At 55.4% G+C, this 14,407-nt stretch carries 9 protein-coding genes and 1 other annotated feature (1 of these 10 cut by a window edge); of the genes, 8 read left to right on the top strand and 1 reads right to left on the bottom strand.

From position 1 onward, the window contains the following. Positions 1 to 40 precede the first annotated feature (40 nt). A complete protein-coding gene (locus KI809_RS02895) occupies positions 41 to 4,894 on the bottom strand; it encodes a choice-of-anchor D domain-containing protein (protein ID WP_214169998.1) in 4,854 nt (1,617 codons plus the stop codon). Positions 4,895 to 5,216: 322 nt separating this feature from the next. Here KI809_RS02895 and ilvD point away from each other — a divergent pair, with 322 nt between their 5' ends. The 8 genes from ilvD to KI809_RS02855 all read left to right on the top strand — a co-directional run bounded on the left by ilvD (position 5,217) and on the right by KI809_RS02855 (position 14,202). Further along, positions 5,217 to 6,872: a dihydroxy-acid dehydratase gene (gene ilvD, locus KI809_RS02890; RefSeq protein ID WP_214169997.1), complete on the top strand. Its 1,656-nt coding sequence runs from the start codon at positions 5,217 to 5,219 to the stop codon at positions 6,870 to 6,872. 99 nt (positions 6,873 to 6,971) lie between these two features. After that, complete coding sequence (gene ilvB, locus KI809_RS02885) at positions 6,972 to 8,672, top strand: biosynthetic-type acetolactate synthase large subunit (protein ID WP_214169996.1); 1,701 nt, start codon at positions 6,972 to 6,974, stop codon at positions 8,670 to 8,672. Between the two features lie 87 nt (positions 8,673 to 8,759). Then, positions 8,760 to 9,251: an acetolactate synthase small subunit gene (gene ilvN / locus KI809_RS02880; RefSeq protein ID WP_214169995.1), complete on the top strand. Its 492-nt coding sequence runs from the start codon at positions 8,760 to 8,762 to the stop codon at positions 9,249 to 9,251. 93 nt (positions 9,252 to 9,344) lie between these two features. Then, entirely contained in the window at positions 9,345 to 10,355 is a 1,011-nt protein-coding gene (gene ilvC, locus KI809_RS02875; protein WP_214169994.1) for a ketol-acid reductoisomerase, read from the top strand. Between the two features lie 84 nt (positions 10,356 to 10,439). Then, positions 10,440 to 11,084 carry a phosphatidylserine decarboxylase family protein gene (locus KI809_RS02870; RefSeq protein WP_214169993.1) on the top strand — a complete coding sequence of 215 codons (645 nt, stop codon included), beginning with the start codon at positions 10,440 to 10,442 and terminating at the stop codon, positions 11,082 to 11,084. A gap of 32 nt (positions 11,085 to 11,116) precedes the next feature. Then, positions 11,117 to 11,869, top strand: a complete 753-nt coding sequence (gene pssA, locus KI809_RS02865) for a CDP-diacylglycerol--serine O-phosphatidyltransferase (RefSeq protein ID WP_214170489.1) — start codon at positions 11,117 to 11,119, stop codon at positions 11,867 to 11,869. Then, positions 11,866 to 13,515 (top strand): ArnT family glycosyltransferase, encoded by a 1,650-nt coding sequence (locus tag KI809_RS02860; protein ID WP_214169992.1) that lies wholly within the window; start codon positions 11,866 to 11,868, stop codon positions 13,513 to 13,515. Before pssA ends, KI809_RS02860 begins: the two co-directional genes overlap by 4 nt. Positions 13,516 to 13,518: 3 nt before the next feature. Continuing rightward, positions 13,519 to 14,202, top strand: a complete 684-nt coding sequence (locus tag KI809_RS02855) for a glycosyltransferase family 2 protein (RefSeq protein ID WP_214169991.1) — start codon at positions 13,519 to 13,521, stop codon at positions 14,200 to 14,202. 64 nt (positions 14,203 to 14,266) lie between these two features. Next, positions 14,267 to 14,407: a binding site (T-box leader), on the top strand; it runs 80 nt beyond the window's last position.

Genomic DNA, 14,407 nt, shown 5'->3' with positions numbered 1-14,407 from the left:
ATTCTGCGGTCCAGGGGGCTTTTGTCTGTCCGGGGTGGCACTACTGAATAACGATATTCTCCATGATCACCGAGCCGTTGGTGATGGTCAGGGTTCCTTTGAGGATGGTCTGGCCGCTGCTGGTCCCAAAGCCGTTGTCGTAACCGCCTTTGAGGGTAACGGCAATATCCCGGTCAAAGACCAGGTTCTCTGTTACCGCCAAGGCATTGGCGAAAATAACTGCCGCTGCATTGACCTGTAGGCTTGAGTAGGCATCTTGGAGCAGTGCGAAATACTGGTTATTCAGCTGCACCGGGCCGGGGTTGCCGGTTGCGGTGTTGGTGAAAACTGCGACAACTTCTCTGTCGCCGCCAATCTGGATATTGCAGGGTGCAGTACCGCTGCAGACGCCTCTCCAGCCGCTGAATGATGAGCCGCTGTCAGCGCTGGCAGTTAGGGTAACCAAGCTGCCGGCCATATACTGGGCCGCACTGCTCGGTTGATCTGTGAGGTTTATCCGGGTGTCTGGGGAGACGCTCAACACCTGGCCGCTGCCGCTGCCGATTTTCGTTGCCGTCAATGTGTAAGGGGTGTTGGGCGCGAATGCGGCCGAGATAAATTGCCCCCCTGACATGGTCACCATGCATTCATTCCCCACTACGGAACCGCACCCTGACCAGCCGACAAAGACCTGGCCGCTGTCGGCTGCTGGCGAAATCCCCACTGTTTCACCTTTGGCTAGCCATTGGGTGCATGTTCCGCTGCATGGTGGCGCAGTAGGTGAATAGACTGTGCCATTGCCGCTTATGCTGATTGTGAGCGGCATCCGTACTGTGGTTTCGGCCGTTGCCTTAACCGGGATGCTGCTATAGGTTAAAGTGCCGTCTCCAAGCTGGCCGGCGTAATTATTCCCCCATCCCCAGATGGTCCCGTCACTCTTCATGGCCATCACATGGTCTGACGCCGAAATGGCTGTTACCCCGGAGATACCGGCTACCTGCACCGGTGTGTTGAGGCCGGTCCACTCCCAGACAGTGCCGTCTGCCTTCAGGGCGATGCTGCTGCTCTCCCCGGCTGCTATTGCGACAACATTGCTAATACCGGTGAGCGACCACGGGTATGGTCCATAACTGCCACCCCAGCCATAGACGGTGCCGAGTGCGCTCAGGGCCAGTGAGTGAGAATTGCCGGAGGCAACAGCCACGATGCCGGACAGGCCGTTTATTTGCGCCGGAGTACTGCGCTGGGTGGTTGTGCCGTCCCCAAGCTGGCCGAGATCATTTCTCCCCCATGACCAGACCGTTCCGTCGGTTTTGAGTGCCAGGGTCGAGTGGCTGGTTGCCACAGCCTTTACTCCGGTGAGTCCTACTGCCTGAACCAGATCGCCACGCAGGTTGGTGGTGCCGTCGCCGAGACAGCCATCGCTGTTGTCGCCAAAGCTCCAGACGGTTCCATCCCCTCTTACTGCGGCCGTATACCAATGGCCAGCAGCTAGTGACGTTATTCCGGACAGCCCCATGATTTCTGATCTCGGACCGACCAGCCCGGAACCCAGCTGTCCTCTGCTGTTGCCGCCCCAGATCCGGACTCTCCCTTCGCTGGTTAGTGCTACGGAGTGCTCGGTGCCAGTTGAGATGGCCACGGCGTCAATCAGCTCGGTTAGCTGTTGGGGCACTGGAGAGCCGTTGAACATTCCGCCCCAGCGCCACACCGTGCCGTCATTTTTCAGGATGAGCGTGTTGGCCATTCCTGCGGCAACAGCTGGTTTGATCAGTGAGTCGCCAATCGCGAAGTGGGCTGAGACTCTTTTGGCTCCGGCCATCATCACAGTGCAGATGTTGCCGGATACAGAGTCACAGCCGGTCCAGCCGGAAAAGAAAGAGCCGGCTGCTGCTGTTGGCGACAATGTTACAGAGGTGCCGCCGGCAAAGGTTTTGCTGCAGCTTGCACTGCAGTCTGCTGTCGATATCGGCGCAGAAAAAGTCACGATCCCCGAACCCGGTCCGTCAACACCAAGATACAACGGGTAAGTGGCTGCTGCTATGCCGGTGCCGGTAAGGGAAGCGGCTAGCTCAATCGCCGGGCTTGCCGCGGAAATCAGCAAAGTCGCGCTTTTGGCGCCGACAGAGTCAGGGGCAAAAACGATCTGCACCTGGCAGCTTTCGCCGGCGGCAAGGGTTGGCGTAAGGCTGCTGCAACTGCCGGTGTTTATGCTGAACTGCGTCGCATCGGCTCCGGAGATTGCAACGGTGTTCAGTGATAGCTGACTCTGGCTTGAGTTGCTGATGGTGAATGAAGTTGCTGTTGACGAGAATACCGGCACGGTTCCGAAAGAGCGCGATACCGGGGCAAGCTGCAGGGCAGGCCCCAAAGCAGTAAAGCTCCAGGTGACCGGAGTGGCAAGGGTAATCCCTGCAAGACTGCGTACTCCACTTATGGCAGCGTGGTAGTTGCTGGCGTTGACCAGCGGTGCCGCTGGTGTGAATGACGCAGTTTGGGTGGCTTGATCATAGCTTACCGATCCGGTTACATTGATGCCGGTATGCAGATCTCCCGGAATTGAGATTTGGCCGTTGCCGTCATATCCCCAGCCAACCAGCATATTGTCATTTTTCACAACAAGGGAGTGGACATAGCCGGCGGCTATCCCTTTTACTCCGGCTAGCCCGCCCGGCACCAGCGACTGATTGAGAATGTTGTAGCCCCATGCGACCACGGTACCGTCGTTTTTCAGGGCGAGCGAGTGCAATCCACCCGCTGCGACCGCAATGACTCCGGAGAGTCCCTCCGGGACCGTTGTCTGGCCATAATAGCCATATCCCCAGGCCACCACAGTCCCATCGTTTTTGAGGGCAAGGCAATGATCCCCTCCGGCGGCAATCGCCGTTACATTGGAGAGACCTTCCGGGATAGTTGTCTGTCCGTTTATGCCATGTCCCCAGGCCACAACAGTTCCATTACTCTTGAGCGCAACGGAATGGGTGCCACCGGCGGCAATGGCGATCACCCCGGTAAGCCCTTCCGGGGGTGTTGCCTGCCCGAACTGGTTGCTTCCCCATGCCGTGACCGTGCCATCGCTCTTCAGGGCAAGGGAGTGCGATCCACCTGCTGCCACGGCAATCACTCCGGTAAGACCTTGGGGAACAGTTGACTGGTTGTAGTCGTTTTTGCCCCACGCACTGACCATGCCGTTAGCTGTTACTGCCAGGGTGTGGCTGTCTCCGGCGGCAATACCGGTCACTCCGGCCAAGCCTCCGGGCACCGTACTCTGCCCCGAGCTGTTGTCCCCCCAGGCTGTTACGCTGCCGTCGCTTTTCAATGCTACTGAGTGTGAACCTCCGGCAGCAATGGTGCTGATGGCAACACTGGTTAGCTGCGTGAGGTTGAAGGTCGTTGTTGTGATGGAAAATTCATCCATTTGTTCGCTGAAGGTGGCTTGCACCATGGTAGTGAGCGGGGCGGTAGTGCCGTTGGCCGGTTGTCTGGAGATAACCGTCGGTGCAGGAACAAACACGCCGACACCGTAAAGCGGCACTGAGCTGAGAGGTGTGACCGGGTCGTTGGATGAGATCATCAGGGTTGCATAGTGGTTACCTTCTGTTGTCGGTGAAAAACCTACGGAAATCGTACAGCTTGTCCCTGGGGCCAGGTAGGGGTTTGGGGTTCCGCAACTGCCGTATGAGGTGATGGCGTATTGCGCCGGGTTGGCATCGGTGATGCTGATGGAGCTGATTGCCAGGGGAGCCGCGCCGCTATTGCTTATGGTGACGCTTTGCTCCACTGACGCTGTGTTGATGAACTGATCACCGAAACTGAGTCCGGTTGGCGTGACAGATACGACAGGGGGTGCAGATGGAGATGCCAGCTTAAACAGGCCGGTGTCTGTGCCGGCGAATACAGTCAGGTCACTTCTGTATGCCGGTGAAACGGTAATTGCCCACGCATTGAGGTTGCTGAGGCCGTTGTTGATGGTGGTCCAGCTTGAGCCGCCATCATTGCTTCTGAATACCCCGCCGCCGAATGTTCCCGAGTACAGCGTGCGGTCGCCAGGGGAGCCCGGCGGCGTCGGGTCATCGGCATATCCGGGGGAGATGGCCATTGACAGGATATTCAGGTTGCTGAGCCCGTTGGTGACTGGTTGCCAGGACGTTCCTCCGTTCATGCTTTTTACAACACCGCCGCCACCGCCGATGCCGACATAGATGGTCTGGTCGGTTGCATATCCCGGTGAAACGGCAAGCGCGTGAATAGTATGGTTGTAAGTGATGCCGACCGAGTTCCAGTTTGCGCCGCCGTCGGTGCTCTTGAAAACTCCATTGGTCAAGGTGCCGGCAAATATGGTGCGGTCAACGCTATAGGCCGGCGAGAAGGCGAGGGAAGGGATATAAGGCTCGGTAATGCCGGTGCCGGAAAGGGCCCAGGTCATTCCGCTGTCTGAGCTTTTGTAAAGACCTCCCCCCCATGTCCCGGCAAAGATGTTTTGATCGTTCTGGTAGTTTGGCGACAGGGCCAGGGAGCGGACCGATTGGGGGGGGATGCCGTAATAGGCCGGGGCCCAGCTGGCACCGTCGTTTGTGCTCTTGAAGATTCCCACGTCAGTCGCGGCAAAGAGGGTATGGTCTGAAGAGTATCCGGGGGAAATCGCGATGGCCCAGATGGTCAAGTTGGTAATGCCGTTGTTCACCTGCGTCCAACTTGCTCCGCCGTTCGTGCTTTTCACGATACCGGCTGTCTCCGATCCTGCATATATCGTATGATCCAAGGCAAAATTGGGGGAGATTGCCAGTGATTTGCCATTTGGCCCGACACTTTGCCACTGGTCGCTTCCGTAAGATACTGAGGCCAGCGACAAAGCCACGATCGCAACAATGAGAATAGCTAGCCTGAGCCTTGACCACAAGGGACGGATAAGCATGGAATAGACCCTCCAATTCAATAAATGGCGAAACTATATATGAATGTTAGGGTTATTTAAATAATAAAATATATTTAAATAACTCATATTGAGATCGGTATGGCAATTTGGTGGGCTTTATAGCAACTTGCATTAACGGCATTAAACTTTTTGCAGATTTTTTTCGGTCTGCTGCAATCATCGGTTTGTAAACCATTTCTAAGGCAGCGTTCCTGTTGATTTTATTTCAATAACAGTATTTTATTCATGTTGACATCCCCCTGCAAAATACAGTATTTTCTTCATTCACATTTTTTCTAGCATATGCTGCCGGAGTGTACTCATGCGAAGCGACATGATTAAGAAGGGGCTGGAGCGAACACCGCACCGCGCTCTTATCAAGGGAACCGGAGTTCCCCAGAGCGAATTGGAGAAGCCTTTTATCGGTGTTGCCACCAGTTTTACCGACCTGATCCCCGGCCATGTCGGGATGCGGGACCTTGAGCGTTTCATTGAGAAGGGGGTTCACACCGGGGGGGGCTACTCGTTCTTCTTTGGCATCCCCGGCGTTTGCGACGGTATTGCCATGGGGCACAAAGGGATGCACTACTCGCTCCCGACCCGCGAACTGATCGCCGACATGGTGGAGTCGATTGCCGAGGCCCATCGTCTCGATGGCCTGGTGCTCCTGACCAACTGCGATAAGATTACCCCCGGTATGCTCATGGCTGCCGCGCGGCTCGATATCCCCTGTATCGTGGTTACTGCCGGCCCCATGCTTTCGGGCCGGGGCGACGGGGGGAGAAAGTACTCGTTTGTGACCGACACCTTCGAGGCAATGGCCCGCTACAAGGCCGGCGTGATTGATGCCAAGGAGCTGCAGGTTTGCGAAGACAACGCCTGTCCCGGGATGGGTTCCTGCCAGGGGTTGTTCACCGCCAATACCATGGCAATCCTCACCGAGACCCTCGGGATGAGTCTGCCCCGCTGTGGCACTGCTTTGGCCGTATCGGCCCTGAAACGCCGCATTGCCTTTGCGTCGGGCGAAAAGATCGTAGAACTGGTGAAAAACAATGTTACCCCGCGGCAGATAATGACCCGCGCTGCCTTTGAGAACGCCATCCGCGTTGACCTGGCGCTGGGCGGCTCGTCCAATACCGTGCTGCACCTGCTGGCAATCGCTCGGGATGCCGGTGTTGACCTGCCACTGGAGACTTTCGATATCCTGGCCAAGGAGACGCCGCAGCTTGCTTCGATGAACCCTGCCGGTGAGCATTTCATGGAAGATCTGGACGCTGCCGGCGGAGTAGCCGGGGTGTTGAAACAGCTTGGCGACAAGATCAAGGATAACCCGACAGTTTTGGGTCTTTCGACCCTGCAGATCGCTTCGAGCATCGCGAACGTAGACGAGACGGTTATCCGTCCTGTTGCGAACCCGGTGAAGAAAGAAGGAGGTATCGCTGTCCTCTTCGGCTCAATCGCGCCGAAGGGGGCAGTAGTCAAGCAGTCCGGCGTTTCTGCCCCGATGATGAGGTTCGAGGGGACGGCCCGGTGCTTTAATGCCGAGGAGCTTGCCATGGCCGCCATCATGGAAGGCCGGATCAAGTCCGGCGATGTGGTGGTCATCCGCTACGAAGGGCCGAAAGGCGGCCCGGGAATGCGGGAGATGCTGGCACCTACAGCTGCCATCATGGGGATGGGGCTTGGCGACAGCGTTGCGCTCATTACCGACGGCAGGTTCTCCGGTGGTACGCGCGGCCCATGTATCGGCCACATCTCTCCTGAAGCGGCCGATGGCGGCCCGATAGCTCTGGTTGAGGACGGCGACCGGATTCTGCTCGATATCCCGAACCGGAAGCTCGACCTGCTGGTTGACGAGGCGACCCTTTCGGCCCGCCGGGCCAAGTGGCAGGCGCCTGAACCGAAGATTAAAGGCGGCTGGCTGGCAAGGTATGCCAAGGTGGTTACCTCGGCGCACACCGGAGCAATTACCGAATAAATAATCTGTTGGGCGGCCCGATGTGGCCGCCTGCAATCCGGGCAGGCACATCGGCCTGCCCTACATAAAATCAATCCCTATCTAGGGGAGGACATATACATGAAAATGAATGGAGCAAGAATACTCCTGGAGTGCCTCAAAAAGGAGGGGGTCGATACGGTTTTCGGCTACCCCGGCGGCACGGTAATCAATATTTACGACGAACTGCACGGCTTCAAGGATATCCACCATATCCTGCCACGCCATGAGCAGGCAGGGGTGCATGCCGCTGACGGTTATGCCCGCGCCACCGGCCGGGTCGGGGTTGCCATTGCAACGTCTGGCCCCGGTGCAACCAATACTGTCACCGGGATTGCGACCGCTTACATGGATTCGATACCGGTCGTCATCATCACCGGACAGGTGCCGACGCCGCTGATCGGCAACGATGCCTTTCAGGAGGTCGATATCATCGGTATTACCCGGCCCTGTACCAAGCACAACTTCCTGGTGCGCGACGTCAACGAACTGGCCGGTATTCTCAAGAAGGCCTTTTACATTGCCAGGAGCGGTCGTCCCGGGCCGGTACTAGTTGATATCCCGAAAGATGTGCAGATCGCCCAGGCAGAGTTCAAGTATCCCGAAAAAGTGGATATCAGAGGGTACAAGCCGAACTTGGAAGGTCATCCGAAGCAGGTGGAGCGAGCGATCGAGATGCTGCTCGGTTCACGCAAGCCGGTGGTCTACGTAGGCGGCGGGGTCATTCTGGCCAATGCTGCTGAGGAGTTGACCAAGCTGTGCAATATGCTCGAAGTACCGGTAACCACCACCTTGATGGGGCTTGGCGCTTATCCTGAGGATTCGCCCAATTCCTTGCGGATGCTCGGGATGCACGGTACTTACTACGCCAACATGGCAATGACCAACACCGATGTGCTGGTGGCAATCGGCGCCCGTTTCGATGACCGGGTGACCGGCAAGCTGGCAACCTTTGCCCCGCATGCCAAGATCATCCACATCGACGTTGATCCGACCTCGATCAAGAAGAACGTGCCGGTTGATCTGCCGATCGTCGGTGATGTCAAAGACGTGCTTTTCAAGATGATCAAAGAGGTAGAGGCCCATCCCGATAAGGTAAAGGCCTTCAAGGAGGCGACAAAGGAGTGGCATGAAGAGATTGCCGCCTGGAAAGCGAAGCACCCGCTGACCTACAAGCATGCCGCCAATGTCATCAAGCCGCAGTACGTGATCGAGAAGCTGCGCGAACTGTCGGATCCCGATGCTATTGTGGCAACCGATGTCGGACAGCACCAGATGTGGACTGCCCAGTTCTTCACCTTTACCAAGCCTCGTACCCTGTTGTCGTCGGGTGGTCTTGGTACCATGGGGTATGGATTGCCGGCTGCCATGGGGGCACAGGCTGCCTTCCCGAAGCGGCAGGTAATTGTGGTCTGCGGTGACGGCGGATTCCAGATGAACCTGCAGGAGATGGCCACTCTGGTGCAGAACCGGCTTCCGGTAAAGATCGTCATCCTGAACAACAACTTCCTCGGCATGGTGCGGCAGTGGCAGGAGCTGTTCTTCGACAAGCGCTACTCACAGACCTGTATGGAACAGCCGATCGATTTCATCAAGCTTGCCGAGGCATTCGGCGCCAAGGGCTTTCAGGCAACCAAGACCGATGAGGTTGAGGATACCATCAAGCAAGGATTTGCCTATGACGGCCCGGTCATCATGGAGTTCAAGATCGCCCGCGAGGAAAAGGTGTTGCCGATGGTGCCGGCAGGGGCTTCACTGAACGAGATGGTGCTTAATGCCTAGAGCCATGTAGGGGCGGATTGCTATCCGCCCTGTTTTGGGCGCATCTCAATGCGCCTCTACAATCAATGTATATGGAGGTTATTCCTCATGAAGCATACAATTTCAGTATTGGTGGAAAACGAATTCGGGGTGCTGTCCCGAGTGGCGGCCCTGTTTTCCGGGCGCGGCTTTAATATCGATTCGCTGTCAGTGGCTCCGACCAATGATGAGACCATCTCCCGGATCACCCTGGTAACCCGGGGCGATGACCAGATCCTGGAACAGATCAGCAAGCAGCTCAACAAGCTGATCGATGTAATCAAGGTCATCGACTTCACCGACGGCAGTGGCATTGAGCGTGAAATGGCTCTGGTCAAGGTGACTGCCGAGGATGAAAGCAGGGCGGAGGTCCTGAGGATTGTTGATATTTTCCGTGCGAAAATTATCGATGTCACCCCACGCTCGTATACTATTGAGGCCACCGGGTCACCCGCCAAGATTGACGCGATTCTCGAACTCCTGCGGCCTCTTGGGCTCAAAGAGCTTGTCCGGACCGGGCCGGTTGCCATCGGCAGGGGCTCAAAGGGTTGGAAAGGGTAAGAACCTAGAACCTTGCGGAGTTGTTGTTCCGTTAACAGAGTAAAATATGCATATGCCAGAGATATCTGTGCAGAAAATACATGGAGGAAGTAAATGAACGTTTATTACGACAGAGATTGTGATCTCGCGATCATCAAAGGTAAAAAAGTTGCGGTGGTTGGCTACGGTTCTCAGGGGCATGCCCATGCCTGTAACCTCAAGGATTCCGGGGTTGACGTGACTGTGGCGCTGCGGCCTGGTTCGACATCGGCTGTCAAGGCGCAGAATGCCGGACTGAAGGTAGCGAGTGTTGCCGACGCCGTGGCTGCGGCAGACCTGGTGATGATTCTTACTCCAGACGAGTTTCAGTCCCGTCTCTACCGTGATGAGATCGAGCCGAAGTTGAAGCAGGGCGCTACCCTGGCTTTTGCCCACGGCTTTGCCATACACTATAACCAGGTTGTACCCCGTGCGGACCTGGACGTTATCATGATCGCTCCCAAGGCGCCTGGTCACACCGTTCGCTCGGAGTTCGTCAAGGGTGGCGGCATTCCCGACCTGATCGCGGTTTTCCAGGATGCCTCCGGCAAAGCCCGCGAGGTAGCACTGTCCTATGCCAGCGCCATTGGCGGCGGCCGTACCGGCATCATTGAAACCACCTTCAAGGACGAAACCGAGACTGACCTGTTCGGCGAGCAGGCTGTGCTTTGCGGCGGCGCAGTGGAGCTGGTCAAGGCTGGCTTCGAGACGCTGGTAGAGGCAGGTTATGCCCCGGAAATGGCCTATTTCGAGTGCCTGCATGAGCTCAAGCTGATCGTTGACCTGATGTATGAAGGCGGCATTGCCAACATGAACTACTCCATTTCCAACAATGCCGAATATGGCGAATACGTCACCGGTCCGCAGGTGATCAACGAGCAGAGCCGTAAGGCTATGAAGGAATGCCTGGCTAACATCCAGACCGGAGAATACGCCAAGCGCTTCATTCTCGAAGGTATGTCGAATTATCCGGAGATGACGGCCCGCCGTCGGCTCAACGCTGCCCACCCGATCGAGCAGGTCGGCGGACAGCTGCGGAGTATGATGCCCTGGATCCAGAAAATCGTCGACAAGACCAAGAACTGATCAATTTCGATCATAAATGCCGGGCCCCGCTTTCTCATTCCTGAGAGCGGGTGACCCGGTTTTTTAGTGAAGGATTCCTTATTGATGGACAGACCCGGAAATTTCCCAGTAGCACCTGAAGGATTCCCGTTTATTATTGCCGGGGGGATTGTTACTGCAGTCCTGGCTTGGCTTTGCTGGTCTCTACCTGCGGCTTTTATGCTGGTGGTAACGCTGTTTATTGTTTTTTTCTTCAGAAACCCTGTACGAAACGCACCGAGTGGCGAGGATAAACTGGTTGCGCCAGCCGATGGCGTGGTGATCTATCTTGGAGACGCAGTCGAGCCACATCTTGGCCAGGAAATGACCAAGATCAGTATTTTCATGTCTGTTTTCAATGTGCACGTCAACCGGGCACCGGTTACCGGCACGGTGCTGGATTCGTTCTACATCTCCGGGAAATTTCTCGATGTGCGGCATGAACGGGCAACCTTTGAAAACGAGCAGAGTGGCCTGGTGATTGCAACCAATGGTGGCAAAAAGATTGTTGTGGTTCAGGTGGCTGGACTGATCGCCCGGCGTATCGTATGCTATGCTGGTAAGGGCGATCTGCTGGAACGAGGTAAGCGCTACGGCCTGATCCGGTTCGGTTCAAGGCTTGATGTATATCTCCCCAAAGAGACCGAAATAATGGTAAAGATGGGGCAAAAGACCGTGGCAGGAGAAACGGTCCTGGGGATACTCGGGTGAACGAAAGCGAAAAAACCGAAAGAAGCGAGAGTATACGGAAAGGGATTTACATCCTCCCTAACCTCTTTACCACAGGCAGTCTTTTTGCCGGCTTTTACAGCATGGTCGCAACGTTGTCCGGAGATTACCGCACGGCCGCCATCTGGATTCTCGCGGCATCTATTTTTGACGGCCTTGACGGTAAGGTGGCGCGTGCCACCGGCACTACCAGTAAGTTCGGGGTAGAATACGATTCTCTGGCCGATGTGGTTTCGTTTGGCGTCACCCCCGGCTTTCTCATGTACGCATGGGCACTGCGACCATTTGGTCGACTGGGGTGGGTTGCCGCCTTCCTTTTTGTGGCCTGCGCCGCTTTGCGCCTGGCCCGTTTCAATGTTCAGGTGGATACGGTCGAGAGCAAACGGTTCATTGGCCTGCCGACACCTGCGGCTGCCAGCATGGTCTCGGCAACGGTCCTGCTTTTCTATCACTTCGGCTGGCCGAGTTCGTTCAAGAAGCTGGCGATTCTGGTTTTGATCTATCTCCTTGCCTTCCTGATGGTTTCCAATTTTAAGTTTTACTCCTTTAAGGATCCGGAACTGATCAAACGGCAGCCGTTCGGTTTCCTAGTGCTGATTGTCCTGCTGTTTGTCGTGGTCGCTGCAGAACCGGTGCTCATGCTCTTCACGATTTTTCTATGTTACATCCTGTCCGGCCCGGTCGCCTTTATTTTGACCTGGCCCCGACGGAGACGGCTGGAAAAAGCGATCCACAAGGGTCATGAGTCAAACAGGCCCCTCCAATGATCTGGAAGTCAGTTGGCGGATCAACGACAACTACTGATTCAATGTTCCGTCGCGACGATTTCCTGGTGATTGCAGGAGTTGTTATTCTCGCCCTTGCGCTGAGAATCTATACCTTTCCGATTGCCAGAGTCATTGCGGCCGACGGCATCTCATATGTGAACATAGCGCGCTCGATCTTTCGCGGAGAAGGGTTTTCTGGGACAGTACATTACCCCCCCGTGTTTCCCTTGCTGATCGGATTGATGAATGTGCTGGTGGGGGATGACGAACTGGCCGGCAAGCTGGTCTCCATGGTCATGGGGACCGCGCTCGTTGTCCCGGTCTACCTGCTTGCGAAAACTCTTTTTTCAAGGCAAACGGCAGTGGTTGCAGCACTTTTAGTTGCGTTATCGCCTGCTCTTGCAAAGCTCAGCAGCGAGGTGCTGACCCAGTCAACCTATTTGACGCTGGTGCTTACCGCTCTTTTCTGTTTGTGGAGGTCAGTCGAGCTTTTGCAGAGACGCTGGGGTATCGCAGCAGGACTGTTGTTCGGCGCTGCCTATCTGACCCGCCCTGAGGCGATCATCATCCTGGTTGCCACTTTGCTGCTTTTTTTTGTTGTCCCGATTGTTGCCCGGAACTGCGCCAAACGGCATCTCACGGTGCTGTGTTTTGTCCTGGGTGGATTCCTGGTTCTTGCCGTGCCATATATTCTCCTCCTCCATGACTTGACCGGTGCTTGGCAGCTTTCGGGGAAGTCCAGCGTAACCCTTGCGGATTCTCTCGGCTGGTATCTGGACCGGCCGGACATGAAACGTGAGCCTTCATTTGCCGGAATCGGTTATATGGATGTAATTCGCAAGTATCCGGATTTCATCTGGAAAAATTCAGTGCACAACATCAAGGCCTTATGGGATGAGACTCTGCCGGTGTATATCTGGTTGCTGATGCTCTTGGGGATGGTTGCCGGCACTGCGCGTGCTGGGTGGCTGAGAAGCCGACTTCTTATCCTTTGCGCCTGCTCGCCGCTTCTTGTCCTGATCGTCTTTTTTTTCCTCGGTAATGTATATACTGCGCCGTTTTTGCCTTTTTTCCTGATCTTTGCCGCCCAGGGGCTGGTTGCGCTCCAGACGCTGCTCCAGAAAATTCCTGCCCTTTGCGCTGAACGGCCTTTAAGCCGTTTCATGTTGCGCCTGCCGTTCGCAGCCATTGCTGGGGTGATCCTCGGTGTAATCATGCTGCAACCGCATCTGTCGTTCGGTACAACAAAACCTTATCATTATGCTGATGACGGCGCCCGCTACGATCATAAACTGATCGGCAAGATGCTGAAGCAACAGCTTCCCAAACGGTCAGTTGTCATGGCTCGCGATGCCAGGCTAACCTTCTACGCTGATATGTCACGGGTGGATATTCCCCAGGCAGGTTTTGACGAGATTCTTAATGAAGCCAGGAAGAATCATGCCCGCTATATTGTTGCCGACGGCACGCTTTTAGGGGCACGTCCCCAGATGTTGCCGCTGTTAAGCCCCTTGCTTTCATCTTCGTTAAAAGGGCTTATTATTGTCAAGGGTGAGGGGTATCGCCCAGTGCCAGATCTTCGTCTCGTGTTATTGTATAGTGACCCTGCCAGTGCCGGGGTTGCCGTTTACGAGTTTTTGGAGTAGCCAATGCTAAGTGTCATAATCCCTGTGTATAATGAGCGGGCAACTATTGCCGAAATCATCCGCCGTGTCGATGAAGTGCCTATCGATAAGGAGTTGATCATTGTTGACGACTGTTCAACTGATGGAACCCGCGATATCATCAGTCAACTTGTCTCTAAATACCCGGTGACCGTGGTCCGCCATGAAGTCAATCAGGGAAAGGGTGCGGCCATTCGCACCGGCATCCGCCACGTCCGGGGGGACATGTTCATTATTCAGGATGCTGATCTCGAATATGATCCGGTGGAATATCCCAAGCTGATCAAGCCGATTCTGGACGGCAAGGCCGACGTTGTTTTCGGTTCGCGGTTCGTGGGTGGCGAAGAGCACCGCGTCCTTTATTTCTGGCACTCTCTCGGGAACCGCTTCCTGACCCTGCTGTCCAATATGTTTACCAACCTGAATCTTACCGATATGGAGACCTGTTATAAGGTATTCCGCACGGAAATCGTCAAGGGGATCGCGCTGGAGCAGGATCGGTTCGGGTTCGAGCCTGAAATAACGGCAAAAGTTGCACGAACCGGCTGCCGTATCTACGAGGTCGGCATATCCTATAGTGGCAGAACCTATGCCGAAGGCAAGAAAATAGGGTGGAAAGACGGCGTCAAGGCGATCTGGTGCATAGTCAAATATGGGCTGTTACGATAAAAAATAAAATCTGAAAGAAATTCCTTGACATCAAACCGCTGTTTTATCTAATGTCATATAAATTTGAAAGGCAGTGAAGAGGAGTAGTAATCATGGAACCTCTTGAGAGAGCCGGCGGTTGGTGCGAGCCGGTGAGGGGAAACGATGAACTCGCCTTGGAGCCGCTCCGGTGAATGAACAGTAACTGGAGACGTAATTCCGCGTT

The organism is Geoanaerobacter pelophilus (assembly GCF_018476885.1).
GTDB lineage: Bacteria > Desulfobacterota > Desulfuromonadia > Geobacterales > DSM-12255 > Geoanaerobacter > Geoanaerobacter pelophilus.
This window is presented reverse-complemented; position numbering and strand designations above follow the sequence as displayed.

Excerpts from the sequence above, each read along its gene's own strand:
- KI809_RS02870 (WP_214169993.1), top strand. The coding sequence starts at position 10,440 with ATGGACAGACCCGGAAATTTCCCAGTAGCACCTGAAGGATTCCCGTTT.
- KI809_RS02860 (WP_214169992.1), top strand. The coding sequence starts at position 11,866 with ATGATCTGGAAGTCAGTTGGCGGATCAACGACAACTACTGATTCAATG.
- KI809_RS02895 (WP_214169998.1), bottom strand. The coding sequence starts at position 4,894 with ATGCTTATCCGTCCCTTGTGGTCAAGGCTCAGGCTAGCTATTCTCATT.
- KI809_RS02855 (WP_214169991.1), top strand. The coding sequence starts at position 13,519 with ATGCTAAGTGTCATAATCCCTGTGTATAATGAGCGGGCAACTATTGCC.
- ilvC (WP_214169994.1), top strand. The coding sequence starts at position 9,345 with ATGAACGTTTATTACGACAGAGATTGTGATCTCGCGATCATCAAAGGT.
- ilvB (WP_214169996.1), top strand. The coding sequence starts at position 6,972 with ATGAAAATGAATGGAGCAAGAATACTCCTGGAGTGCCTCAAAAAGGAG.
- ilvN (WP_214169995.1), top strand. The coding sequence starts at position 8,760 with ATGAAGCATACAATTTCAGTATTGGTGGAAAACGAATTCGGGGTGCTG.
- ilvD (WP_214169997.1), top strand. The coding sequence starts at position 5,217 with ATGCGAAGCGACATGATTAAGAAGGGGCTGGAGCGAACACCGCACCGC.